The organism is Cupriavidus plantarum, assembly GCF_905397285.1.
Classification (GTDB): Bacteria; Pseudomonadota; Gammaproteobacteria; order Burkholderiales; family Burkholderiaceae; genus Cupriavidus; species Cupriavidus plantarum.
Genome location: NZ_CAJPUX010000002.1, coordinates 200,342 through 225,361, shown reverse-complemented (window position 1 = coordinate 225,361; position 25,020 = coordinate 200,342). Strand labels below are relative to the sequence as shown.

20 protein-coding genes are annotated in these 25,020 nt (G+C 67.0%); 10 read left to right on the top strand and 10 right to left on the bottom strand.

The features are described 5' to 3' along the window. The first annotated feature begins 34 nt into the window (after window positions 1-34). Window positions 35-2,695, top strand: a complete 2,661-nt coding sequence (gene treY / locus KHP16_RS09780) for a malto-oligosyltrehalose synthase (protein ID WP_211960089.1) — start codon at window positions 35-37, stop codon at window positions 2,693-2,695. Window positions 2,696-2,710: 15 nt separating this feature from the next. Here treY and KHP16_RS09775 read toward each other — a convergent pair whose 3' ends face one another. Further along, entirely contained in the window at window positions 2,711-3,724 is a 1,014-nt protein-coding gene (locus tag KHP16_RS09775) for an SDR family oxidoreductase (protein ID WP_121491679.1), read from the bottom strand. 238 nt (window positions 3,725-3,962) lie between these two features. Between KHP16_RS09775 and ligD the strand changes: the two genes are divergently transcribed. From ligD to KHP16_RS09750, 5 genes are all read left to right on the top strand, one after another. Further along, window positions 3,963-6,611 carry a DNA ligase D gene (gene ligD, locus KHP16_RS09770; protein WP_211960088.1) on the top strand — a complete coding sequence of 883 codons (2,649 nt, stop codon included), beginning with the start codon at window positions 3,963-3,965 and terminating at the stop codon, window positions 6,609-6,611. 439 nt (window positions 6,612-7,050) lie between these two features. Beyond that, complete coding sequence (locus KHP16_RS09765) at window positions 7,051-9,132, top strand: hybrid sensor histidine kinase/response regulator (protein WP_415831410.1); 2,082 nt, start codon at window positions 7,051-7,053, stop codon at window positions 9,130-9,132. A 33-nt stretch (window positions 9,133-9,165) separates the two neighbouring features. Further along, window positions 9,166-9,306, top strand: a complete 141-nt coding sequence (locus tag KHP16_RS09760; RefSeq protein ID WP_167468447.1) for a hypothetical protein — start codon at window positions 9,166-9,168, stop codon at window positions 9,304-9,306. A 10-nt stretch (window positions 9,307-9,316) separates the two neighbouring features. Next, the gene (gene ku / locus KHP16_RS09755) at window positions 9,317-10,402 is read left to right on the top strand and encodes a non-homologous end joining protein Ku (protein WP_211960087.1); all 1,086 of its coding nucleotides are present in this window, start codon (window positions 9,317-9,319) and stop codon (window positions 10,400-10,402) included. Between the two features lie 137 nt (window positions 10,403-10,539). Then, complete coding sequence (locus KHP16_RS09750) at window positions 10,540-11,556, top strand: LysR family transcriptional regulator (protein ID WP_121491682.1); 1,017 nt, start codon at window positions 10,540-10,542, stop codon at window positions 11,554-11,556. A 105-nt stretch (window positions 11,557-11,661) separates the two neighbouring features. Here the strand turns inward: KHP16_RS09750 and KHP16_RS09745 are convergent, their stop codons facing one another. Continuing rightward, a complete protein-coding gene (locus KHP16_RS09745) occupies window positions 11,662-13,215 on the bottom strand; it encodes an ATP-binding protein (RefSeq protein ID WP_211960086.1) in 1,554 nt (517 codons plus the stop codon). A gap of 131 nt (window positions 13,216-13,346) precedes the next feature. Next, a complete protein-coding gene (locus KHP16_RS09740) occupies window positions 13,347-14,378 on the bottom strand; it encodes a GlxA family transcriptional regulator (protein WP_109583525.1) in 1,032 nt (343 codons plus the stop codon). 224 nt (window positions 14,379-14,602) lie between these two features. Between KHP16_RS09740 and KHP16_RS09735 the strand changes: the two genes are divergently transcribed. From KHP16_RS09735 to KHP16_RS09725, 3 genes are all read left to right on the top strand, one after another. Next, on the top strand, window positions 14,603-15,343 hold the full coding sequence (locus KHP16_RS09735; RefSeq protein WP_109583526.1) for an acetoacetate decarboxylase: 741 nt from the start codon (window positions 14,603-14,605) through the stop codon (window positions 15,341-15,343). Between the two features lie 36 nt (window positions 15,344-15,379). Continuing rightward, window positions 15,380-16,165, top strand: coding sequence for a 3-hydroxybutyrate dehydrogenase (locus KHP16_RS09730; RefSeq protein WP_109583527.1), 786 nt, complete (start codon window positions 15,380-15,382; stop codon window positions 16,163-16,165). 75 nt (window positions 16,166-16,240) lie between these two features. Next, window positions 16,241-17,464, top strand: coding sequence for a DUF3734 domain-containing protein (locus KHP16_RS09725; protein ID WP_244214652.1), 1,224 nt, complete (start codon window positions 16,241-16,243; stop codon window positions 17,462-17,464). 15 nt (window positions 17,465-17,479) lie between these two features. On the opposite strand, the gene KHP16_RS09720 is transcribed toward KHP16_RS09725, so the two are convergent. After that, window positions 17,480-18,160: a response regulator transcription factor gene (locus tag KHP16_RS09720; RefSeq protein ID WP_109583529.1), complete on the bottom strand. Its 681-nt coding sequence runs from the start codon at window positions 18,158-18,160 to the stop codon at window positions 17,480-17,482. Window positions 18,161-18,387: 227 nt separating this feature from the next. Between KHP16_RS09720 and KHP16_RS09715 the strand changes: the two genes are divergently transcribed. Continuing rightward, entirely contained in the window at window positions 18,388-19,194 is an 807-nt protein-coding gene (locus KHP16_RS09715) for a sensor histidine kinase (protein ID WP_179593934.1), read from the top strand. Between the two features lie 95 nt (window positions 19,195-19,289). On the opposite strand, the gene KHP16_RS09710 is transcribed toward KHP16_RS09715, so the two are convergent. The 6 genes from KHP16_RS09710 to KHP16_RS09685 form a co-directional block, all read right to left on the bottom strand. Beyond that, window positions 19,290-19,766: a BON domain-containing protein gene (locus KHP16_RS09710; RefSeq protein WP_109583531.1), complete on the bottom strand. Its 477-nt coding sequence runs from the start codon at window positions 19,764-19,766 to the stop codon at window positions 19,290-19,292. A 403-nt stretch (window positions 19,767-20,169) separates the two neighbouring features. Further along, window positions 20,170-20,415, bottom strand: a complete 246-nt coding sequence (locus tag KHP16_RS09705; RefSeq protein ID WP_147306199.1) for a hypothetical protein — start codon at window positions 20,413-20,415, stop codon at window positions 20,170-20,172. Window positions 20,416-20,562: 147 nt separating this feature from the next. Beyond that, complete coding sequence (locus KHP16_RS09700; RefSeq protein ID WP_211960085.1) at window positions 20,563-21,759, bottom strand: MFS transporter; 1,197 nt, start codon at window positions 21,757-21,759, stop codon at window positions 20,563-20,565. 1 nt (window position 21,760) lies between these two features. Then, window positions 21,761-22,498 (bottom strand): hypothetical protein, encoded by a 738-nt coding sequence (locus KHP16_RS09695; protein WP_211960084.1) that lies wholly within the window; start codon window positions 22,496-22,498, stop codon window positions 21,761-21,763. A 104-nt stretch (window positions 22,499-22,602) separates the two neighbouring features. Further along, on the bottom strand, window positions 22,603-23,838 hold the full coding sequence (locus tag KHP16_RS09690; RefSeq protein WP_211960083.1) for a tripartite tricarboxylate transporter substrate binding protein: 1,236 nt from the start codon (window positions 23,836-23,838) through the stop codon (window positions 22,603-22,605). Window positions 23,839-23,943: 105 nt separating this feature from the next. Then, window positions 23,944-25,020 (bottom strand): alpha/beta fold hydrolase, encoded by a 1,077-nt coding sequence (locus KHP16_RS09685; RefSeq protein WP_415926786.1) that lies wholly within the window; start codon window positions 25,018-25,020, stop codon window positions 23,944-23,946.

The following is a 25,020-nucleotide window of genomic DNA, read 5'->3' as shown; positions in this document are numbered from 1 at the left end:
CCCGCCCCGGCAATCAGTATCTATCGACGGACTCATGACCGATCTCGACCTTGCCGGGGTGCCCCGCGCCACGGCGCGCATGCAAATGCATGCGGGCTTCACCTTCGCCGACGCAACGGCCCTCGTGCCTTACCATGCGGCGCTTGGCATCAGTCATCTGTATCTGTCGCCGATCACGTGCGCGCGTCCTGGTTCGACGCACGGCTACGACGTGACCGACTGCACGCGCATCAATCCCGAACTCGGCGGCGAAGAGGGTTTCTACACCCTGTGCCGCACCGCGCGCGATGCAGGGCTTGGGATCGTGATCGATATCGTGCCGAACCATATGGCCGCGGATGTCACGCACAACGGCTGGTGGCGCGACGTCCTCGCCAACGGGCGGGACAGCCGCTACGCGCATCACTTCGACATCGACTGGGACTCGCGCGATCCCGCGCTCGCCGGCAAGGTGCATGTGCCGATTCTCGGCGAGCGGTACTGGGACACGCTGAAGTCCGGCGCCCTGTCGATCGAACGCGATGCCGAGGGGCATGCCGTGCTGCGTTATGGCGAGCAGACGTTGCCGCTGGCGGATTCGCCATCGATGACGGCCGATACACCCGATACGCCCGACACGCCCGATACGCCCGATACACCCGATACACCCGATACGCCCGAGGCGTGGAACGCCCTCCTCGAGCGCCAGCACTACCGCCTCGCATGGTGGCGCACGGCCGCCGCCGAGCTCAACTGGCGCCGCTTCTTCGAGATCACCGAACTCGTGGGGTTGCGGCAGGAGCGCGAGGAGGTGTTCGAAGACACCCATGCACTCGTGTTCCGGCTCTATCGCGAAGGATGGATCGACGGCGTGCGCATCGATCATGTGGACGGGCTCGCCGATCCGGCCGGCTACTGCCGGCAACTGCGCGCGCGGCTCGACGCGCTGCGGCCGGGACGTCCCGGCGAGCAGGCGCGCATGCATCCGTGGATCGTGATCGAAAAAATCCTCGGGGAAGACGAGCCCTTGCGCGCGGACTGGCAGACGGACGGCACCACGGGCTACGACTTCATGAACGACGTGGCCGCGGTGCTGCATCACAAACGCGGTGAAGCGACGCTCGATGCGCTGTGGCACGAGATCGGCCACGACACGCGCGACTATCCGGCCCAGGTCAGGGCCGGCCGCGAACGTATTCTCGACCGGCATTTGATGACGGAATTCGGCGGTGCATGCGCGCGGTTGTACGCGCGCGTCCGCGCGACGCCAGAACTGCGCGATATCACGCTCGCGGCGCTGCGGCATGCGCTCCACGCGTTGCTGCTACAGATCCCCGTCTATCGCACGTATTATGTTGGCGCTGCCGCGGGTGCTTCCCATGGCGCGTCTCCCGACCCCGCTGGCACCGCCGCGGACGATGCGCTGCTCGACGCCGCCGCCGAACGCGCGCGGGCCACGCTACTCGGCGACGAACAGGTGGCCCTCGATCTCATCGTGGCATCCCTTCGTGACAGCTCGCCGATCGGCACCCCCGCTGGCGACCTGCGCACGAAGCTCCAGCAGATCATGCCCGCCCTCGCGGCCAAGGGTGGCGAGGACACGGCGTTCTATCGATATGGCCGCCTGCTGTCGCGCAACGAGGTCGGCAGCGATCCCGGCGTGCTGGCGATCTCGCCCGAACATTTTTTCGCGCGGCTGCTCGCGCGTCCGCGCCACGCGATGCTCGCTACCGCGACGCACGACCACAAGCGCGGCGAGGACGCGCGCATGAGGCTCGCGGTGCTGAGTGAACTCGCCGACGAATGGCGCGCGGCCGTCGAAGCATGGGAGGCCCGGATGGCGCCCGTGCTGGCCGCTTCGCCCAAGGGCCCCGACGGCGTCGATCGCATGATGCTCTACCAGACGCTGCTCGGCGCCTGGCCTGCCGATCCTCGCACGCTGGCATCCGAGGGCGCGCAGCGCGACCTCGTCGATCGTGTGCTTGCGTGGCAGACGAAGTCGATTCGCGAAGCGAAGCGTCACGGCAGCTGGACCGATCCGGATCCGCAGTACGAAGCCGCGTGCGAGGCGTTCGTCGCGGCGCTGGGCGCGGGAGAAGCCGATGGTGTGCTCGAACGCATCGGGCAGTTCGCGCATCGGCTCGGCCCCGCGGCCGCGCTCAACAGCTTGTCGCAAACGCTGCTGCAACTGACGGCGCCCGGCGTGCCGGACCGTTATCAGGGCACCGAGACGTGGGACTTCAGCCTCGTCGATCCCGACAACCGTCGCGCGCCCGACTACGAACGGCTGCGCGCGCAGTGCGAGTGCACGGCGGGGTGGTCGCACTGGCTCCAGCACTGGCGCGACGGCCGTATCAAGCAGCAGTTGATTCGCGCGGTCCTGCAGTTCCGCCGCGGTCAGGAGATGTTGTTCACCGCCGGCACATGCGAACCGGTGGTGGCCAGCGGGGACATGGCATCGCACGTGCTCGCGTTCTCACGGCAGTGCGGCGGCCTGGAAACCATCACGGTGGTCACGCGGCACGCAGCGCGGCATGTGGAACCAGACATGCCGCGCATTCCGGCGCAGTGCTGGGGCGATACGGCGCTACGCGCCCGCGACGGTGGAGCATGGGTCGATGTGCTGACGGGCCGGACGATCGCCGTGCACGCGGGGCATCTGCGTATCCGGGACGTCCTGCACCAGTTGCCCGTCGCCCTGCTGGCGCGCGGCTAAGCCTCGGGTAACGATTCAGCGGCGGCTGCGCAGCATGGCGGCCACCGCCGCCGACGCCCCCATCACGACCATCGTCGTCAGCAGCGGATGCCGCGCCGACGTCGTGTACGGGCACGAATGCAACGCGCGCCGATGGCCGGTCCGCTCGACCAGGCTGTTGGCGCCGTCATACAGCGCATTGTCCTCGCGCGGTCCCGCGGGTGTGCTCGTCTGCTGCGCGCGGCACATGAAGCGCCGCATGAAGCGATCGAACGCATGCGGCGCGTGATACGCCGCCGCCGAGAACGCCTTGGCCGCGCCGCCCACAAACAGATCGCGGCGTGGATGCTGCGCCGCGAACAGGATGGCGTCGGCGGCCAGCGCCGGATCGTAGAGCGGCGGCGGCTGCTGAGGTTCGCAATGCAGGAAATTCTTCGCATGCGAGACCATGGGCGTTTCCAGTCCGGCGGGCTTGATGAGCGTTACGGAGATCGGCGCCTTCTCCTGCTCGAGCTCGAGCCGCAGCGTGTCCGTGAAGCCTTTGATGGCATGTTGCGACGCAGCGTATGCGCTCTGCAGTGGCATGGGTCCGTCGGCCGCCTCGCTGCTGATATTGATGATGGCGCCCCCCTGTTGCCGCATGTGCGCGGCCGCGACCAGCGAGCCGTGGACCATGCCCCAGTAGTTCGTATCGAACAGCCGCCGCTGGTCCTCCAGCGGCACGTCGTCGTGGCGGCCGAAGATCGTTACGCCCGCGTTGTTGATCCATGTGTCGAAGCCACCGAAGCGCTCGATGGCCATCTCCGCGACGCGCGCGACGTCTTCCTGCCTGCCTACATCGGCCTTCACAGTGATGACCTCGGTGCCGTGTTCGCGCAATTCTTCAGCAAGCTGATGCAAGGCTTCCTCGCTGCGCGCCACGAGCACGAGTTTCGCGCCACGCCCGGCCGCCGCGCGTGCGGTGACGAGCCCGACGCCGCTGCTCGCTCCGGTGATCACGATGACCTGCGATCCAATCTTCTTGAGTTCGACCTTTTTCGCGGATTCCATGGTGACGCGTCCTCCTGAACGGTAACGAATCAGAATCGATCCATCGTCGCAATTCCCGTTCCCGGTGCGGCAGCGCGCATCCACCTTGATTTGCACCTTGTATTTGTCGCAGCGGCACACGCCCGCCGCGATGCAGATTTACAAAGCGCGCATGTAGGACGGTGGCTTATTTCCGGGGCGCCGTTTGCTGCATAAGCTGAAAGACACATCGCCATCGCGGCATCAGAGGGTATCGACCATGGCCAGAACCTCGCAGAGCACAACTTCGGGACCCAAGCCGTCGCCGCTGGGCAAGTACCAGACGATGCGCGACTTCGGCGCGACGCCCGAGCCCTCCGGCAGGAAGGCGGCGCGCGCCCGCGCGGGAAAGGCGCTTTCGTTCGTCATCCAGAAGCACGCGGCCCGGCGCCTGCACTACGATTTCCGGCTGGAGCTCGATGGCACGCTGAAGAGCTGGGCGGTCCCCAAGGGGCCGAGCTACGATCCTGCCGACAAGCGCATGGCGGTCCACGTCGAGGACCATCCGCTCGACTATGCGGACTTCGAAGGCGTGATTCCCGCCGGGCACTATGGCGCCGGCACCGTCATCGTCTGGGACCGCGGGGTATGGATTCCGCTGACCGACCCTGAGCAGGGCTATCGAGACGGCAAGCTCAAGTTCGAGCTGCGCGGGGAAAAGATGCAGGGGCACTGGACGCTCGTGCGCATGGGCGGCAAGCGGCAGCGGGATCAGGATGCGTGGCTGCTCATCAAGGAGCGCGACGAACTCGCGCGGCCCGCATCGGAGTTCGATGTCACGGAGGCCTTCCCCGACAGCGTGCTGGCGGGCACCGCAAAAGCCGTGACCCAGGGCAAGTCGCGCAAGAGCGCTGAAGGGGGAAAAACCGCGCGCGGCAGGCAGGCCGCGGCGGTGACGCTTCCCGACGCGGTGGCGCGGGACGCGAAGAAGGCCGCGTTGCCGTTGGCATTGGCGCCGCAACTCGCGACGCTCGTCGATGCGCCGCCCGGCTACGGCGAATGGCAGTACGAGATCAAGTTCGACGGCTATCGCCTGCTAGCGCGGGTCGATGGCGACGACGTGCGGCTGTTCACGCGCAATGGCAACGATTGGACCAGCAAGTTGCGGTCGCTCGCGGCGGAGGTGCGGACGCTTGGGTTGCCCGATGGCTGGCTCGACGGCGAGATCGTCGTGGTGGACGCCGACGGCGCGACCGATTTCCAGGCGCTGCAGAACGCGTTCGAAACGTCTCGTGTCGACGCCATCCAGTATTACCTGTTCGATTTGCCCTACTACGCGGGGCACGATCTGCGGGCGGTGCCCCTGGCCGAGCGGCGGGCATTGCTGGGCCAGTTGATGGCGGCGAACACCGCGCCACGGCTGCGCTTCAGCGAGAGCCACGAGGTGGATCCGCACGACATGCTCGAGGCCGCCTGCCGCATGAAGCTCGAGGGGGTGATTGGCAAGCGCGTGGATGCGCCGTATGTGAATACGCGCGCGAATACGTGGATCAAGCTCAAGTGCCAGTTGCGGCAGGAGTTCGTGATCGGCGGATTTACCGATCCCAAGGGCAGCCGCAGCGGCCTCGGATCGCTGCTGCTTGGCGTGCATGACGCGGACGGCAAGCTTCGGTATGCAGGCAACGTCGGCACGGGGTTCGATACCGCGCTGCTCGACAGCCTGCGCAAGCAACTCGACGCGTTGGTCGCGGACGAGACGCCCTTCGCGGACCTGCCGCGCGGGGTGAAGGGACATTGGGTCAAGCCGAAGCTGGTGGCGGAAGTCGCGTTCGGCGCGTGGACCAAGGAGGGTCGCGTCCGGCATTCCGTGTTTCGCGGGCTGCGGACGGACAAGCCCGCGGGGGCGGTGTCTGTGGAGAAACCGGTGACAGCAGCCAAGACAGCGACAAAGACGCCTACGAAGGCTACGAAGGCCACGAAGGCCACGAAGGCGGCAACGGAGGCGCCCGCCAGGAGAGCCCCGCCACGGGCGAGCCAACCGAAGCTCGGCAAGATCGTCATCAGCCATGCGGACCGCGTCATCGACAAATCCACCGGGCTTACCAAGGGCGACCTCGTGCGCTATTACGCCAGCGCGGCGGGCCTGATGCTGCCGTTCCTCAAGGGCCGCCCCATCGCGATGGTGCGCGCCCCGGCGGGTATCGACGGGCAACAGTTTTTCCAGCGCCATGGCGACACGCTCGATATCGAGGGCGTCAGGGAGCTCGACCCGGATCTTTGGCCCGGCCATCCCCCGTTGCTGGAGATCGCGTCGGAGAGCGCCATCGTGGCCGTGGCGCAGCTGAACGTCGTGGAATTCCACACGTGGAACGCGCGCGCGAAGGCCATCGACAAGCCCGATCGTATCGTGTTCGACATCGACCCCGGCGAAGGCGTCGAATGGCCCCAGATCCAGGAGGGCGCGCAGCTCGTGAAGACGCTGCTCGATACGCTCGGCCTGCAAAGCTTCCTGAAGACCAGCGGGGGCAAGGGCCTGCATGTGGTGGTGCCGATCGCCGCGAAGGCCGGATGGGACGAAGTCCGCGACTTTGCACAGGACGTGGTTCGCCACATGGCCACCACGATTCCGGACCGCTTTGTTGTCAAAAGCGGCCCGCGCAACCGTGTTGGCAAGATTTTCATCGATTACCTGCGCAACGGTGTCGGGGCTACCACCGCCGCCGCTTTCTCCGCGCGCGCCCGGCCCGGCCTCGGCGTATCGATCCCGGTCGCGTGGGACGAACTCGATGGCCTGACGTCTTCCGCCCAATGGACCATCGCCAATGTGGCCGACCGGCTCGAGGCGTTGGCGGCTCATGACCCGTGGGCCGGGCACGACAAGGTCCGGCAGACGCTGACGAAGGCCCGCAAGCTGCTCGCGAATACCTGACGCCTGCACCCCTCGCTCCGCCCCCTCCCCGGCTGTAGGCGTCCGTCTGTCAGCGGGGAGGAAGGGCGCGGCACGCTTCTTGCCACTCCGGACGGAAAACGCAAGCCGTTTCCGGCTCCAGCAACGAGGCGAACCATGAGACACCACCCGCTGTGCACCCCAGGAACCGCGCCAGACCGCCGCAGGGCGAGTCCGGCGGGAGACGCGCCGGCGCGTCTCCCGCTATGAGGCGCATCCCAAAAATTACACGGTAACGGCGCACCATGCGGGTAATTATTACAAAGGGGACCTTACTGGGCGGCGTTGGCTGCCTGCCGGTATGGCCCTCGGCACTTTCAGACGTATTTGACGTGATTCCAGACCTACACCTACAAGACGCTCCTCGTTCTTTCCTGATCGCCGCTTCCGCTACCGCGACGTTCCGCGCCGCTTGCCAGCCATGAACATGTCCCTCCCTGCGTCCCAGCACGCGCCGACACCTTCCGCCTCCCCGGCCGCCGCCCGTCGCCCGCTGATCCTCAACGTCGAGGACCGCGAGGGACCGCGGTACGTCAAAAGCCGGATTCTTCACCGCGCCGATTTCACGGTGCTCGAGGCATCCTCGGGACAGGCGGCGCTGTCGCTCGTGCGTCAGCACAAGCCCGATGTGGTGCTGCTCGGCACCCGGCTGCCCGATATCGACGGGCTCGAAGTGTGCCGGCTCGTCAAGGCGGATCCGCAGACCGCGCGCAGTCTCGTGCTGCTGACCTCGCCCGGCGTGACGGACTCCCATCGCCGCGCGCAGGCGCTCAATGGCGGCGCAGACAGCTTTCTGGTCGAGCCCATCGAGCCCGAAGAACTCGTCTCCAGCATCAACGCGTTGCTGCGCATGCGCGGCGCGGAGGACGCGTATAGCCGGACGTCCCAGCAACTGCACGAGAACGAGGACCTCTTCCGTCAGCTGGCGGAGTCGCTGGCGGACGTCGTCTGGATCTTCGATCCCGCCGCGCGCCGCTTCCTGTTCGTGAGCCCGTCGTTCGAAGCGCTCTGGGGCCGCCCCGTGGAAGCCATCCAGCGGGAACCGAAGCGCTGGGTGGACTGGGTCGTGGCCGAAGAACGCGAGCGCATGGGCAGCGAATGGGATGCCATGCTCCGCGACGGCCGCCTCGACACCGAGTTCCAGCTCGAGCGGCCGACGGGCGAGATCCGCGAAGTCCATATGCGCGCGTTTCCCGTGCGCGGCGCCGATGGCCGTTGCCTGCGCGTGGCGGGTATCTGCCAGGATGTGACGCGGCACAACCGCGCCGAGCGCGCGCTGCATAACGAAGAGCGACGCAAGGACGAATTCCTCGCGATGCTCGCGCACGAACTCCGCAATCCGCTTGCGCCGATGCGCAGCGCGGTGGACCTGCTCCAGCGCGGCGCGCCGTCGCGTGAAGACATGTTCCGCGCGCGCGACATCATCGGTCGTCAGTTGCGCCACCTCACCCGGCTCGTCGATGACCTGCTGGACGTGTCGCGCTTCAATCAGGGCAAGATCACGCTGCGCCGCGACCTCGTCGAACTGCGCAGCGCGCTGAACACGGCCGTGGAAACGGTGCGCCCGCTGCTGGAGACGCGCCGCCATACGCTGCGTCTGTCGTTGCCGGAGCAGCCGCTACCCGTCTGCGGCGACATGGTCCGGCTCACGCAGATCTTCGCCAACCTGCTGCACAACGCCGCCAAATACACGCCGGAAGGCGGCACGCTCACCGTGACGGCTTCCGTGGCCAGTTCCGCCAAGGGCGACAAGGTGGTGGTGCGCGTCGCCGACAACGGCGCGGGCTTGTCCGCGATGCTGCAGCGGCAGTTGTTCGATCCGCTCGCGCCAGCCGTCCACGATCCCGGCACTGGCCAGCTGCATGACGCACAGGAATCGCAGGCGCTCGCCGAGCATGACGATCAGGTCTCTGCCACCGCATTGCCCGAGGACGACGGCCATCCCGACAATCTCGCCGCGCGCGAGGGCCCCGGCATCGGCCTGACGCTCGTCCAGAAACTCGTCGTGCTGCACGGCGGGCGCGTATCGGCCGAAAGCCCGGGACCGGGCCACGGCAGCACCTTCATCGTCGAGCTTCCCGTGGAGCCGTGGCAAAACTGGCAACCGTCGGCTGGCAAGCCGCGCGCGCAGGCCAGCTCCGCGCACACGATCATGCTCATCGACGACAACGTCGATGCGCTCGAAGCCATGACAATGACGCTTCAGACGCTCGGCCATACCGTCGTGACGGCGTCCGACGGCCAGAGTGCCGTCGAGCAGGCGGCAAGCGTCCGCCCGGACGTCGTGCTGCTGGACCTCGGCATGCCCGCGATGGACGGCTTTGAAACCGCGCGGCGCCTGCGAGAGATTCCCGAACTGCGCAATGCCCGGCTCGTGGCGCTGACCGGCTTCGGCCAGCCCGACGATCGCCGCCGCACGCGGGCCGCGGGCTTCGACCTCCATCTGGTCAAGCCCGCCGACCTGGATGCCATTACGCGTCTGCTGGACGAGCTGGACGCCTGAGCACGGAACATACCTGTAAAAAGGGAGCCCACATTGCATATCACCCCCGAACCCGATATCACCCCACCCCCGCCGGAAGTGCCGCCGCCCGAGGCGCCGCCCGACATGCCCGCCGATCCGGTCAGCGATCCGCCGCCGGGCGACGTGCCCCCGCCGCCTCCGCAACGCGCCTGAAGGGGGGGCCATGTCGCGCGTCATCTGGAAAGGTGCCATCAGCTTTGGCCTCGTCAACATCCCCGTCGTCCTGAAGCCCGCGTCTCGCACGCACACGCTGGACCTCGACATGCTCGACAAGCGCGATATGGCGCCCATCGGGTATCAACGCATCAACAAGCACACGGGCAAGCCCGTGGAGAGCGACGATATCGTCAAGGGCTACGCGTACGAGAAGGACGAGTACGTGGTCCTGAGCGATGAAGACTTCAAGCAGGCCAACGTCGAGGCCACCCAGACCGTCGACATCGTCAGCTTCGTCGATGCGGCGAGCATTCCGCCCTATTACTTCGAGACGCCCTACTACCTCGAACCCGACAAACGGGGCGAACGCGGCTATGCGCTGCTGCACGAGACGATGCGCCGCACGGGCCGCGCCGCGCTCGCGATGGTCGTCCTGCGCAACCGCCAGCATCTGGCGGCGCTGCTGGTCTCGGGCAAGGCGCTGGTGCTCAACACCATGCGCTTTGCCGACGAGGTGCTGCCGATCGAAGACCTTGCGCTGCCCAAGGGCGGCAAGCAGGGCGCGTCCGCGCGCGAGGTGGACATGGCCGAGAAGCTCGTCGAGGACATGACGGAGGACTGGGCGCCCGAACAGTATCGCGACACCTATCGCGACGACCTGATGGCCGTGATCGACGCCAAGATCAAATCCGGCAATACGCATCTGCTGACGCCGGCCAGCGAGGACACCGCGCCCGCCACCAAGGGCGCGAAGGTCATCGACATGATGGCGCTGTTGCGGGACAGTCTTGGGAAGCGGGGGAAGCCCGGGAAGCGCGCGGCGGAGAAGGGATCCGACGAGGCGACTGCCGCGGAGGAAGCGCCGGCTAAGGTGTCGGCTAAGGTGTCGGCTAAGGTGTCGGCGAAGGGATCGGCCAAGGGACCAGCTAAGGGCGCCGCCAGGAAGTCCGCCCCGTCCAAGGCACCCGCAAAAAAGACGGTCGCCACGAAAAAGCCGGCAGCCAAGAAAGCGGCAGCCAAACAAGCGGCAGCCAGGAAGCCCACGGCAAAGAACGCCGCGGCAAAAAAGGCGCCAGCCCGCAAAGCCGCCTGACACGCGGTCCATCACGGCTCCCACATGACAACCGGGAGCCCGGCGTTAAGCGTTGTGAAACGTCGTTAGACGCATCGCGCACGGCGCGCGGCCCCGGCAACAATCGGCGCGATACTCCTGTCGATGTGCCGGTACCCATGAGAATCGTCGAATCCTCGCACTCCGCGCCGGACGCGGGCACGGACGCGCTGTCCGCCAGCTTCGCAACGAGCTATGCGGGCGTCATGGCCTTTATCGCCGTCGTCCGCGAAGGCAGCTTCGCCAAGGCGGGCGAGCGCCTCGGCATCGGCCGCTCGGCGGTCAGCCGCAGCGTGCAGCGGCTGGAGGACCAGCTCCACACCCGCCTGTTCCTTCGGACCACGCGCTCGACGCGGCTCACGCGCGAGGGCGAGGTCTTTTTCGAGAACTGCCATCAGGGCGTCGAGCGCATCGTCGAAGCCATGAACGACATGCGCGAACTGCGCGAGGGCCCGCCCTCTGGCCTCCTGCGCATCAGCGCGACGGTCGGCTTCGGCCGCAAGGTCGTGGCCCCGTTGCTGGCCGATTTTCGCAGCCAGTTTCCGGACATCGCTATCGACCTGCTGCTGGACGACCGCCATACGGACTTCGCGGCGGACCGCATCGACGTGGCCTTCCGTAACGGCCGCATCGAGGACTCCAGCATCATCGCGCGGCAGATCATTCCGATGCAGATGGCGCTGTGCGCGTCGGCGGCGTACGCGAGCGAGCACGGGCTGCCCGCGTGCATCGAGGAACTCGCCCACCACAATGGCATCAACTTCCGCTTCCCGAATGGCCGCCTTTTCGAATGGGAGTTCAAGGTCTCCGGGGAGGCGCGCAAGGTTCAGCCGCGTGGCACGCTCACGTTCAACGATGCGGACCTCGTGCTGCAGGCGGTGCTCGATGGCCACGGCATCGCACAGATGGCGGGTTACCAGATCTGTGACCACCTGACCTCGGGCGCGCTCGTCATCGCGCTGGCGCGCCATGCGCCGGACGACCGGGGCCACTATGTCTGCTACCTCAGCCGGCAGCATCTGCCCACGCGCATCCGCGTGTTCATCGACTTCGTGACGGAACGCATCCGCGCGCTGAATCTTGCGTGCCTCAGCGATTACGATCCGCTGTACCCGCCTGCATGGAGGAGGATTTGAGTGCCGCCGCATGGCACGGCGCGCGCGCTGATCATGCATGGCGTGCCTGGCGTGCTTGCGGCGCGGTGGCGCCGAGACGACGGGCGCGGGCGTTGTGAATTGTCCTTATCCGACTTCGGCAAGCGGCTGGGCCCGCGCGGCGGCATGTCGCGTCCGGCGCTTCTCCGCTGCGTACACGCGCGCCACCGCGGGCAACCGGTAGCGCACGGTATCGTCCGGCATGGCCTTCGCCGCCAGCAGCGACTTGGCGACCAGGCCGTCGATGGCGTCCACCACATCGGCACGCTCGCCCTCGTCAATCGCATCGAGCGCGGTGTGCAGCGCGAACGCGTCGTCGAACGCCGCCAGACGCGCAAACACCGCGCGCTCGACATCGGACAACAGATCGTGACTCCAGTCGAGCAGCGCGCCAAGCGTGCGATGGCGCGAAGGCGCTGTCCTGCGGCCCTGCCAGTGCAATAGAAACCGCGTGTCGAGCAATGCCGCGGTACCATCGATGCCGAACGCGCCCACGCGCCCGGCCGCGAGCTCGATCGCGAGCGGTATGCCATCGAGCCGCCGGCAGATATCCGCCACCTGCCGCGCATCGCTGTCGGTCATCGCGATCGGATGACCGTTGGCTTCGGCACGTTCGAGGAACAGCTGCACCGCTGGATACGCCTGCGCCTGCGCCGCGGTGAACGGGGCGTCGTAGGGCGGGCTGGCCAGCGGCGGCAGGCGGTAGACCTGTTCGCCCTCCGCACGCAGCGCCTCGCGGCTGGTGGCAAGCACATGCACCGCCGGCGAACGCGCCACCAGCCGCTCCGCGAACAATGCGGCCGTGCACGACACGTGTTCGCAGTTGTCGAGGACGATCAGGGTGGGCGTCGCGGGCAATGTCGCCGCGAAGGCCTCCAGCGCGCGGCGTAGCGCATCGTTGTCCGATTGCGCGCCACGGTCGATGGCGTGAAGGTCAATGAAATATGTCGCCGCGCCGCATCGGGACGCCACCCCGTGCGCGATGGCCACCGCGACGGTTGTCTTGCCGATGCCGCCGGGGCCGACGATCGACATGAAGCGATGCGCGGGCAACGCGGCCGCGATATCCCGAACGGCCTCGTCACGGCCGACCATGCGCGCGAGCCGCTGGGGCATGGATCCGCCCGACAGGATGGGGACGACCGGCGCGCGCGCGGCGTCTTCCTCCGCCGCCGACTTCTCCGCAACCCTCTCCGCAACCCTCTCCGCAACCCGCTCCGCAACCCTCTCCACACCCCCGCCCGTCACCGCGCCCTGCCGCGGTGCTCCCGGCAGCGCGCGACGCACGCGCGTGATCTGTCCCACGAAGCAATAGCCACGCCCCGGCACATTGGTCACGTACCGGGCGCCGCCGTCGCCATCGTCGAGCAGCCGGCGCAGCCCGGCGATATGGACGCGCAGATTGCTTTCGTCGACGACCATGTTCCGCCACGCGCGCGCGATCAGTTCGCGCTTGTCGATGACGTCGCCCGCGCGCTCCAGCAGCGCGATCAGGATATCCATCGCACGGCTGCTCAACGGTACGTACACGCCATCGCGTTCCAGCCGCCGCCGCGCGGGAAACAATCGGAACGCGCCGAATGCGATGACTTCCTCAATCTCGGCCTGCACGGACGCGGCGATCGTAGCGAACGCGGTCATCGGCACCCCCTTTCCTGTCTCGCCTTCTGCTGGCGGGTATCTGTCTTGCACGACATGCGAGTCATTCTGCTAATGCGTTAGCGCAAAGGCAATGTCGGTCGGGCAGATTGGCAGGATTTCAGGGGTATTGGTCAGCGTTGCGTATCGATGGACAGTGGACGGCCCACGGCACCGTCCTGACGGTACTCGGATGGCGACAATCCCATATGCCGACGGAACGTGACGCGCATACGCTCCTCGTCGCCGAAGCCGCAGGCACGCGCGATCTGATCGATCGAACGCTCCGACGCGCGCAGGAGCCGGCACGCGGCCTCCACGCGAAAGTGCTCCACGGCCTTGGCGGGCGTGCGGCCAACCTTCTCCTTGTACGCGCGCGCAAAGTTCCGGGGACTCATGTTCACGCGCGCGGCCATGCGGTCCACGGTCAGCGCCTCGTCGCCCAGATTGTCGAGAATCCACAGGTGCAGCCCATCGAACGCCGGCGTGTCGCGCACCTGCGCCTTGAGCATCTCACTGAACTGCGGCTGCTCGGCTGGCCGCTTGAGATACACGACCAGCTGCCTCGCCACGGCCAGCGCGATATCGTGCCCCAGGTCCGCTTCGACAAGCGCCAGCGCGAGGTCGATGCCGGCCGTCACACCGGCCGACGTCCATACCGGGTCCTGCTGCACGAAGATCGCGTTGCGGTCCACCGTGACGGCGGGAAAGCGCGCCTCGAGATCGTCGATATTGATCCAGTGCGTCGTGGCGCGGCGTCCCTGCAGCAGCCCGGCCTCGCCAAGGAAGAACGCACCCGTGCATACCGAGGCCGTGCGGCGCACGCTCGCCGCGGTATGCCGCAGCCATTCCACCAGATGCGGCGAGGCATCGACGACATCGAGAATCTCGGGCGTCCCGGGGACGATCACCGTGTCGACGTCGCGCGACTGGAAGCGTTCGACGTCTTCCGTATGGAGCACCACGCCCTCGATCGACCTTATGAGCCCCCCGCCGAGGCTGACCGTATGGCAATCGTAGCCTGGCAGCCCGCGCGCATGCGCGAGGTGGGTCGCGCACCAGAACACGGTCTGGGGGCCGCTGAGGTCGAGCAGCCCGAATTTCGGGAATGTGACAAACAGGATGCGGCGCGGCGCGGAAAGCGTCGGCAAGGGCGTGATGGACATGGGCGGGACGGGCAGGGTTGTCTGGATCGTAGGCCAATCGAAAGAATCCGCAAGCTCGGGCGCATCATGCCGCACACAGCAGGGCGGAGCGAGTCACCCATAGGTGTGATGGCGATCATGCGTCCGGGCTCCCACAATGGATCGCATCGCGGGCAAAGCCGTAACCGCTGCTGCGCGATATGTGAGTCACCCATCTGCGACATCACCCTGAGGACCGTTTACCCATGGAAATCAAGACGATCCGCGAGCGCGCATTCGCGTCTCCGCTCTGCAGCCCTGCCTACCCGATGGGCCCGTACCGCTTCATCAACCGGGAGTTCTTCGTCATTACGTACCGCACCGATCCCGCGCTGCTTCGGGCTGCGGTGCCGGAACCGCTGGAGATCACGGACCCCATCGTGCATTACGAATTCATCCGCATGCCGGACTCCACCGGCTTCGGCGACTACACCGAGTCGGGCCAGGTCATTCCGATCAGCTATCAGGGCCGCGCCGGCAGCTATACCCATGCGATGTTCCTCGACGATCATCCGCCGCTCGCCGGCGGACGCGAGCTGTGGGGTTTCCCGAAGAAGCTCGCCAGTCCCAAGCTCGCCGTGCATACCGACACGCTGGTCGGCACGCTCGACTATGGTCCCGTGCGCGTGGCGACCGGCACCATGGGCTACAAGCATCGTGAAATCGACAAGGACGCTTTAGGCCACACGCTTTCCGAAACGCCTAACTATTTGCTCAAGATCATTCCGCACGTGGACGGCTCGCCGCGCATTCTCGAGCTCGTCTGCTACTTTCTGAAGGACGTCCAGATGAAGGGCGCGTGGACCGGTCCCGCGGCGCTGTCGCTGGCCCCGCATGCCCTCGCGCCCGTTGCGTCGCTGCCGGTGCTGGAAGTCCTTGGCGCCAAGCACTATATCGCGGACCTCACGCTCGGTCTGGGCGAGGTCGCGTTCGACTACCTTGCATGACCCCACCGCTGTTCTCTTCTCACTGAAGGCCACATCATGAAACTCCAGAACAAGTCCGCCATCGTGACCGGCGCCGCCAGCGGCATCGGCAAGGCCATCGCAGAACTGCTCGCACGCGAGGGCGCGGCCGTCGCCATCGCCGACCTGAACCTCGATGCCGCGCGGGCCACCGCCGAGGAAATCGAGCGCGCGGGCGGGCGTGCGCTGCCGATCGCCATGGACGTGACGAACGAGCAGGCCGTGGACGAGGCGACCGACAAGGTGGCCGAGGCATTCGGCGGCCTGGACATCCTCATCTCCAACGCGGGCATCCAGATCGTCAACCCCATCGAGAAGTACAGCTTCGCGGACTGGAAGAAGATGCAGGCGATCCACGTCGATGGCGCGTTCCTGACCACGCGCGCGGCGCTGCGCCACATGTACAAGGACCCGAAGCGCGGCGGCACGGTGATCTACATGGGTTCCGTTCACTCGCACGAGGCTTCTCCGCTCAAGAGCGCCTACGTGACCGCCAAGCATGGCCTGCTGGGCCTGGCACGCGTGCTTGCCAAGGAAGGCGGCGACCGCAACGTGCGCTCGCACGTGATCTGCCCGGGCTTCGTGCGCACGCCGCTCGTAGACAAGCAGATTCCGGAACAGGCCAAGGAACTGAACATCAGCGAAGAAGAGGTCGTGCGCCGCGTGATGCTCGGCGGCACGGTCGATGGCGTGTTCACGACCGTCGAGGATGTCGCGCAGACCGCGCTGTTCCTGTGCGCATTCCCCTCTTCCGCGCTGACGGGCCAGTCCTTCGTCGTCAGCCACGGCTGGTACATGCAGTAAGCGCCCACGCCGCCGCGTCATCCGTTTCCAGAGGCCGCGCGGCGGCCTCACGATACCAAGGAGCAATCGATGTCGATGGTTGAGCAACGGCCGCGTCGCGCGGCCGCGGATACCCGCGCGCGCGAAATCGCCGCCGCGCACGACGCTTACCCCGTCCGGGCACTGGTGCTGCAGGGGGGCGGCGCGCTCGGCTCCTATCAGGCGGGCGTGTACGAAGGCCTGGCCGCGGGCGGCATCGCGCCCAACTGGGTCGCCGGCATCTCGATCGGCGCGCTCAATGCCGCGGTGATCGCGGGCAACGCGCCCGAAGACCGCGTCGACCAGTTGCGCGCGTTCTGGACGCATATCTGCCGCCAGCCATGGCTGCCGAGCCTGTTCCCTTATGACCTGATCGCGGACGGCGCGGTGCACTGGCCGGACGCGCTGCGGGTATGGTTCGACGGCCTCGAAGCCAGCCGCGCGCTGCTGGAAGGCCAGCGCGGCTTCTTCCATCCACGCGCGTGGCCGCTGCCCTTCGCCCCCGGCATGCTTGCGAATGGCATCGGCGCGGGCGGCGCGAGCTATTACGACACGGCGCCGCTCAAGGCCACGCTTGAGCGCTTCGTGGACTTCGACCGCATCAATCGCCATCAGGAGATGCGGGTCTCGGTCGGCGCGGTGAACGTGAGCACGGGCAACCTGACCTACTTCGACAATACCGAGACGCGGCTTCGCGCCGAGCATTTCATGGCGTCCGGCGCGCTGCCGCCTGGCTTTCCAGCGGTGGAAATCGACGGAGAGCATTACTGGGACGGCGGACTCGTCTCCAATACGCCGTTGTCCGAAGTGCTGCGCGCGAAACCGCGGCGCGATGCGCTGATCTTTCAGGTCGACCTGTGGAGCGCGCGCGGACCGCTGCCCGACAATCTGCTGGATGTGGCGACGCGGCAGAAGGACGTGCAGTATTCGAGCCGCACGCGCGCGATCACGGACTATATGGCCGAGCAGCAGCGATTCCGGCAGATGCTCAGCAACGTGATGGCGCTGGTGCCGGCCAACAAGCGCGACAGCGCGGACTACCGCGATGCGGCGGCGTATGCCTGCACCGCGCGGCGCAACGTCATTCAGATGATCTATCGCGACAAGCCGTTCGAGGGCAATGCCAAGGACTTCCAGTTCGGCCCGCTGACGATGCGCGAGCACTGGCAGAGCGGGCTCGAGGATATCCGCGAGACGCTGCGCCACCCCGAGTGGCTCGCCATGCCGACGCACGATGCGCCGTTCGTCACGCATGATCTCCACCGCGCATACCGGCAATAGCCGGCACCCGCGATGTCAGCCGGCCATGCGCGCGGCTGGCATCGCGACGGCGCGCGGCGCGGCGAATGCGGGCTCCTGCCGCGCGGCGATCGCGCCGAGCTCGTGCACCATCTTGACCAGATCCGCGAACGTGCGCGCGGCCATCTTTCGCATGGCCTTGCTGCGATGGATCTTGATGGTGACCTCGCTGATACCGATGCGGCCGGCGATCTGCTTGTTCATGAGCCCCGACGCCGCCAGCAGCATCACCTCGCGCTCCCGATCGCTCAGCGTTGCAAAGCGCGTGCGCAGATCCAGGCCGCAGCGTACCGCCGTGCGACGGCAACGATCTGCTTCGATCGCGCCCGACACCGCGTCGAGGAATACCTGATCGCGGAACGGCTTGGTGAGAAAGTCCTGCGCGCCGGCCTTCATCGCGCGCACGGACATCTCGATATCGCCATGCGCGGTGATGAAAATGATCGGCATGTCGACGCCGTGTTGCTTCAGATGTTCCTGCAGGTCCAGGCCATTCGTGCCCCGCAGCCTGACGTCGAGCACGAGGCAGCCGGGCAGGTCCTCGAGCGCGGCCTGCAGAAAATCCTGCGCCGCAAGAAAGCTGCGCGAGGCGATGCCCACGGACCTGAGGAGGTCCGCGAGCGCGCCATTGATGTGGGGATCGTCATCGACGATATAGACGAGCGCATCTGGATTCACGGCGAGATTCCGAACTGACGCACGGTTGGCCGTGCTTGTGGATGAGTCGAAAAGAGTCTAGGTACCGTCAAAAATCGCGTCAAGACGGGTACCGGAGACATCCGAGTTTCCGTTCCCGCAACAATCGATCTCGGCAGAAATACAGGGATGTCTGTCATTTACCGTGACTGCGACACGCTCGTAACATCGGCCGCACTCAATACAAGGAGGCCGGCATGATGCCCCCCATGACCCCACCGCACCGACCTCTGCTGGCGCCGGAGGAACGGGCGGCCCTGCGCGGCGCGCGGGTATCGATGCTCGGCGAACTCTGTGCGACCGTGGTGCACGACGTGCTTCAGCCCATCTCGGCCAGTGTCATGCGCGGCCATGCGGCCCTGCGCTGGCTACGGTTGGCCCGGCCCGACGTGCCGGAGGCCATTGCCGCGATCGAGCGGATGATCGTCGACGCGGACCGCGCCATGGAGGTCGTCACGCGCTTTCGCGCGCTGGCCAGCGACAAGCCGGCCGCGCCGGAGACGGTCGTGCTCAATGCGCTGGCGCGCGAGTGCCTGGCGTGGCTCGATCACGAGTTCGAGCGGCATCGCATCGCGGTGGAGGTCGTTCTTCCGCGCGACGATCTGCGGCTGCTTGGAGAGCGCGTGCCGCTTCAACAGGTGCTGATCAACGTGCTGATGAATGCGGTGCAGGCGATTGCACGAGTCACGGAGACGATCCGAGAGGTACCCCCCGATATTCCCCATCAAAGGCACCACGGAAGGTTCCATGAAAGCGGCGAGCGGTGGATCCGCCTGACGCTCACGCGCGTGGGACGCGAGGCCGAGATTGCCATTCAGGATAGTGGCCCCGGTTTCGGCGACGCCGTCATGGCGCGCATGTTCGACGCGTTCTTTACGACGCGGGCAGACGGCATGGGCATGGGGCTCGCGATTTGCCGCACCATCGCGCACGCGCATGGTGGCGACATCCGCGCGGAACGCCCGCGAGAAGGCGGCGCGCGCATCGTGGTCCGGCTGCCGCTGCTCGGGATGTAGCACGACGACGAGGGACGAAAAAAAGCCGCGGCACGAATCGAGTGTCGCGGCTTCGCGGCATGTTACGCCGCGCATCAAGGAACTGTTAGCAGCGATTAACGCGCCGACACCTTCAGCGAGTCGTTCACCGACGTCACCCCCTCCACCGAACGCACCGTGCTCAGCGCGAGCTCGTGCTGTTCCTTCGAAGGCACGGTACCCGTCAGGTTCACGACGCGGTCCTTCGTCTTCACGTGGATGCCGGTGGACTTGAGGTCCTTGGTGGCGAGCAGCTTGGTCTTGACCTTGGTCGTCAGCGCGCCATCGGTCACGCCTTGCTTGGCGTTATCGGCGGTGTTCTCGACCTTGTTGCCGAGCTGGGCGTCGGTCGTGGCGGCGGGACGCTTTTCCTTGTCGCCTTCGGTGTGGCCAGGCATGCCCGGCGCGTTGTTCGCCGGCGGCGCCGCCGAATTGTCGGAGGTCGTGGCGACCTTCACGAAACCGCCACCGCCCATGTCGAGGGCATGCGCACCGCCAGCAAAGGCAAACGCGGCGGCTACAGCAACGATGCGAAGGGTCTGTGCAGTCTTCATGGCTCTCTCCTGTGTGCTTGAGATTGTTCAGATTGTTCGAGGTTGTTCCTAACCTTCAGACGTATGACGTAGCGTGCGAGACCTCAGTCGTGCGAGACCTCAAATCCGCTTACGTCGCCGTTGGGTTGATTACTGCATGGTGGTTACTGCAAATCGCGGGCCAGTCAGCCAACCACCGACACGATCTCCGCAGGCGAACGGCCACGCGCGGTGCAGTTCGGGGGTGCGCGGCCCCATCCATGTAAAAACACCGCACGCGTTGTAAATCGCGGCACGTTCCAGCCCGTGCGTTGTCACCTATGCGCAACATGCTGGGCTGTCAGATGGAAGAGGACACACATCTTCCGCGTGGCACGACGCTTGCGACATTGGATCCGCGGCAATGCTCGCCGCTAAATGGAGACTAGCGATGGGACAACAGGGACAACAAGGACAGCAGCAACAGGGAAATCAATCCCAGTCGGGCCAGAAGCAGCAGGATCAATCGCAGCAGCCCGGTCAGCGCGGTAACCAGCAAGGCGGCATGCAGGACGACAAGCAACGCCAGGGCGGCGGTCAGATGGGCAACCAGGATCAACGCTCGGGCCAGTCGCAGCAGCAGAGCGGCCAGCAAGGCCAACAAGGCGGCCAACAGGGCCAGCAGGATCAACAGCAACGCAACAGGCAGCAGTAATCGTCAGCTCCCCCGGGCCCCGTCGGCGACATCTCCACGGTTGTCGCGACACATCGATAGCACGATGTGATGGTTGAAACGGGGCCCACGGCCGGGACCTCCGCAATGGCGGTCCCGGCTTCTTTATGTCGTGCCAGCTTCGGCCAGGCTCGCATGCCGTTCGGCGCGCGAGCGCGCGAGCATCAACGCGGAGCCCGCGCCAAGCAGGCACAACGTGGCCGGCAGCAGAAACGCACGGCCACCGACATTCGCGAACAGGAAACTCCCCGCGTACACGCACACCGCCGTCAGCAAACCCGTGAATGCCGCATACACGCCCGTGCTGCTCGATAGCACGTTGGCCGGCATGCGCGTTCGCATGTACTCGGCCGCGCCGAGCTGCGTGAAGCCGAGCGTGGCGCCCTGCAGCAGTTGCGCAAATATGGCGACGTCCATACGCGGCGCCATGCCGATCAGCGTCCAGCGCAACGCGCTTGCCGCGCACGCCAGCGCAATGAGCCGCGGCGCGCTGGCGCGCGAGACGATGCGCGCCCCCACCGTGAACACGACGATCTCCGCCACCACGCCGAGCGCCCACAGGTAGCCGATGGTCGCGCCCGAGAATCCTTCGCGCTTCCAGAACAACACGCCGTAGCTATAGAAGAAGCCATGGCAGGCCTGCGACACGGCGGCGCTGCACAGAAACAGCAGGAAGCCCGGGCGGCGCAGCACCTGCATGATCGGACCCTGCACACGCTGGCCCACCCGCACGGCGTCGCCGGGCAATGCGAGGCCGACGATTCCCTGCGCGATATAGGCCACGAGGAACACGATCGCGATGATGTCCGTTCCCGCGCGATCGACAAGCCAGCCGAGCACGATCGACATCGCCACCACGGCCATCGAGCCCGCGCTGCGCAGCCGTCCGAAATCGAGACCATGGCGCGCGACGCCGGCGATGGCAATCGATTCGCTCAGCGGCAGCAAGCTGGCGGAGCACGCACGCGTGGCGAGGAAAACGAGCAGCACGCCCACGAATCCGTTCGCGATCGTCAGCATCGCCGCGCTCATCGCGGAGGCGGCGACCATGGCGAGCAGGATGGTCTTGCGGCTGCGCGCCTGATCGGCCATGGCGCCGATCATCGGATTGACGAGCACCGCCAGGCCGGCCCCGAGCGCGAGGACGAGGCCGGTTTGCTGTTCGCTCAGGCCCTGCGCACGAATCCAGAGGGGGAAGAAACTGATGGTGATGGCGACGGGCGCGTACAGCGATACGTAATACAGATAGAACGCGGCGCTCGTGCGTCCGGAGGGACGACTATCGATAACAGGCAGGGACACGTCAGGCGGGGCGGGGGTTGGTCACGGGAACTTCGCGCGGCACGAGTTCGCGCACGCATGCGTCGCGCGCCTGGCTGCCGGCGGCCACGATATACGGCGTGATGGAACGCATCAGCCGGGCAAAGCCGTTGTCGCGCAGGAACGCCGAGATCTCGGGGGACTGCGCGAAGCGATTCATTTCCTCGACCTCGTCGGCGGTGAAGCTGCTGCGGTCGACAGTCTTGTTCTGGAGCACGAGGTCGATCATCTTGGTGCCAAACCGCGATTCGAACACCACGGATAGCTCGGTTGGCAGCATGGGCTCGGTAAACGTCAGCGCGAACGCGGGGCGCACCACCTGCTCCAGCATCTCTGGCGTGAGCTTGGCATGCGCGCAGGCGGCGAGCTTGTCCTTGGGAATCGGGCCAACCTTGTCGGGCATCCGGGCGAAGGCACGGTCCATGCCGACCGTCATCAGCCGGGTCACGTTCATCGCGCGAATCAGCCGCGTGAGGGCGGCGTTCATGTCGATGACCGTCACGCCGTCCTGGGTCTTTGGGGTGTCGGCGGGTGCGGGCGTCTGCTGGGACGCCGGTTGGGACGCCGGTTGGGACGCCGGTTGCGACGTCTGTGGCAGATCGGGGGATTGCACGCTCTGCGCATGCGCCGGGCGGGCGACCAGAGCGATCGCGACCATGCACGCGCAGGCTACCGCCAGGCTCGGCAGCCCGGAAACCGTACGGCGAACGATGCCCCTCATGATTGACCCCGTCGTGCGTGACCGCGGCACGCGCCACGGCATCACAGCGACGATTGTAGAGAGGATTCGGCCACTTGTGCGTGCCCTGGCACTCGCACGCCGGCTCAGGCGATCCGGTGCGACACCAGCGCCACCGCCTGCCGCCACACCTCGCGCTGCCGGTCGAGGTAGTCGATCGCCCGCGCGCCGGTCAGCCCCAGCGGCTCCGCGCCGTCCTGCCCGAGCCGCCGCTGCAGCGCGGCATCGAGCAGCAGGCGCTGGAACCGGCGGGACAGCGCGGCGCACTGCGCCTGGGGGACGCTGGGCGCGGCCAGCACGCCGTACCACGCGTCCTGCCACATGCCATCGACCCCAGCCTCCGCGAAGGTCGGGGTCGCGGGGGCAAGGGGACTGCGGGCCCGGCCGGTCACGGCCAGCGCGCGGACACGGCCCTGCCGCATCAACGGCAGCGAGGCCTGAAGCGTGCTGACGAGCATCGCCACGTGTCCCCCCTGCAGGTCGATCAGCGCGCGGGCGCTGCCGGGATACGGGATATGCGTCATGGTGACGCCCGCCTCGTGGCACATGAGCTCCCCGACCAGATGTGCGCTCGAATGGATGCCGAGCGAGGCGTAGGCCAGCTCGCCGGGCCGTTGCCGCGCCGCCGCGAGCCGTGCCCGCAGCGCGGCAATGGCCTCCGCGCTCCCGAAGCGCCCGCCATCCCCGCCTACCAGCAGCACATGCGGCGTGCTGGCGACCACCGCGATCGGCTGCAGCCCCGCCTGCGCGCGCGCGCCGTCGCCGTTGGCGCCCGCAGCCCCGCTCCCCGTGCCGGCAGTCGCCCGCGCCCTTGCCGTCGTTGCATCCGTTGCCGACGCGCCGGCCGTCGTCCGTGCCATGGTCTCGATCGCGCCCCCAGCCCCCGGACGGCTCGCGGCCTCGGGAATGGCGCTGGGGGCCGCTCCCGCTCCCGGCAGCAGCGGGCTGATGCTGACCGAGCCGACGGTCCCGAGCAGCAGCGTCTGCCGCTGGGGTCCCGCGCGGACCACCTCGTTCAGTGCGATCTGCCCCGCCGCCCCAGGCCGGTTCTCGACGAGCGTCAGCGCGCCGTCCTCGGTCAGGCTGTCCGCCAGCAGCCGGGCGATATGGTCCGCCCCGCCGCCCGCTCCATACCCCACGAGCATATGAATCATCGCCTCGGCGGCGAATGCGTCAGACCAGCCGACCAGCGGAAGACCCGCAAACGCAGCCAGCAGCCGTCGGCGCGCGACGTCCGGCGAGGTAGTCGAGGGAATGCGATGGGGCCAGTCTGAACGCGTCTTGGCGCGAAATTCGGAACCGGGCCACCTGGGGAGAGGCATGAGGCTGGACCAAAGGCGGATGCTCGCCGCATGGTAGCACCGCGCCTTGGCACCCGCCTCCGGGCAAACCCGCCCGCCGCGGACCGCAGCCCGCCCCTCGAAGCTTCAACCCTGCGGCCGCACTGTCTCCACACACGCCGCCCCATTCGAACGGGCGGCTGGGCTGTCGCCAAACAACGCCCGCGCCCCGCAGCGGGAGCCGAACATACGCGACTGGTTGTGGCCCACGCCTTCCACCTCGAACGCATCGTGGCGAATGACCTGCCCCGGCGGCGCCAGCAGCCGCTCGTACCGCACATACGCCCGCGCCCGCGCGAGCCGCGTCGGCCCCTCCGCTTCGGCGCCGCAGGACTTGTCGAGGACACGATGATTCGGGTCGTTGTCGTCCGCGCCCACCATGTACGTCACCCGACGTCCCATATACCGCGTGTAGAGCGACATCCCATCCGCCCCGCGCGCATACGGCACCATGTCGCGCACGCCATAGCGATACCGGTCATAGTTGGCGCAGACCGCCGTGTCGTATGGCGCAAAGCGCGTTAAATCGGGCGCCACGGGCCGCACTGGCGTGAAATACAGATACGAAGACGGATTCGCCACGACATACCGCAGCGTTACCCCGCTCGCCCGGATCTTCTCGTCTACGTTATTGAGCACCGCATAGCGATGGACGATCTGCGCCCCCGCCGAGTGCCCCGCCACCACGACCTCCTTCACGCGAGGCAACCGGTCCCGGTCGGTCACGAGGGCGACGAGATCGTCGAGCACCTGCAGCGAACTCAACGGCGAGGCGGCCCCCGACACGGCGTCGTCCCCGGCAATCCAGCCATCGGTGCTCCAGTGCGGCATCCCCGGAAACCGGTCTCCATCCGCCCGCGCCGGGAAATTCGGTGCGATGACGAGCACCTCGGCGGCCGGCCGTCCGCTGGCCTTTAGCAGCGCCTCCCCCGCGGCGTAGTAGTGGTCTCCATCGCGCCGCAACCCATGCTGGATGAAGACGACCTCCCGAATGCCGCTCAGGTCGCCGTCGAGCCGACGATTCGCATAGACCGGGAAATCGTAGCCTGCACCGTGCCCCAGGTGAACGCGCTGCCACGGCGGCAAGTCGGGAGCCGGCTCCCCGGCGGTTGCCGCGCAGCCGGCTAGGAACGTTGCGACGATCGAACACAACAACAGGAACAC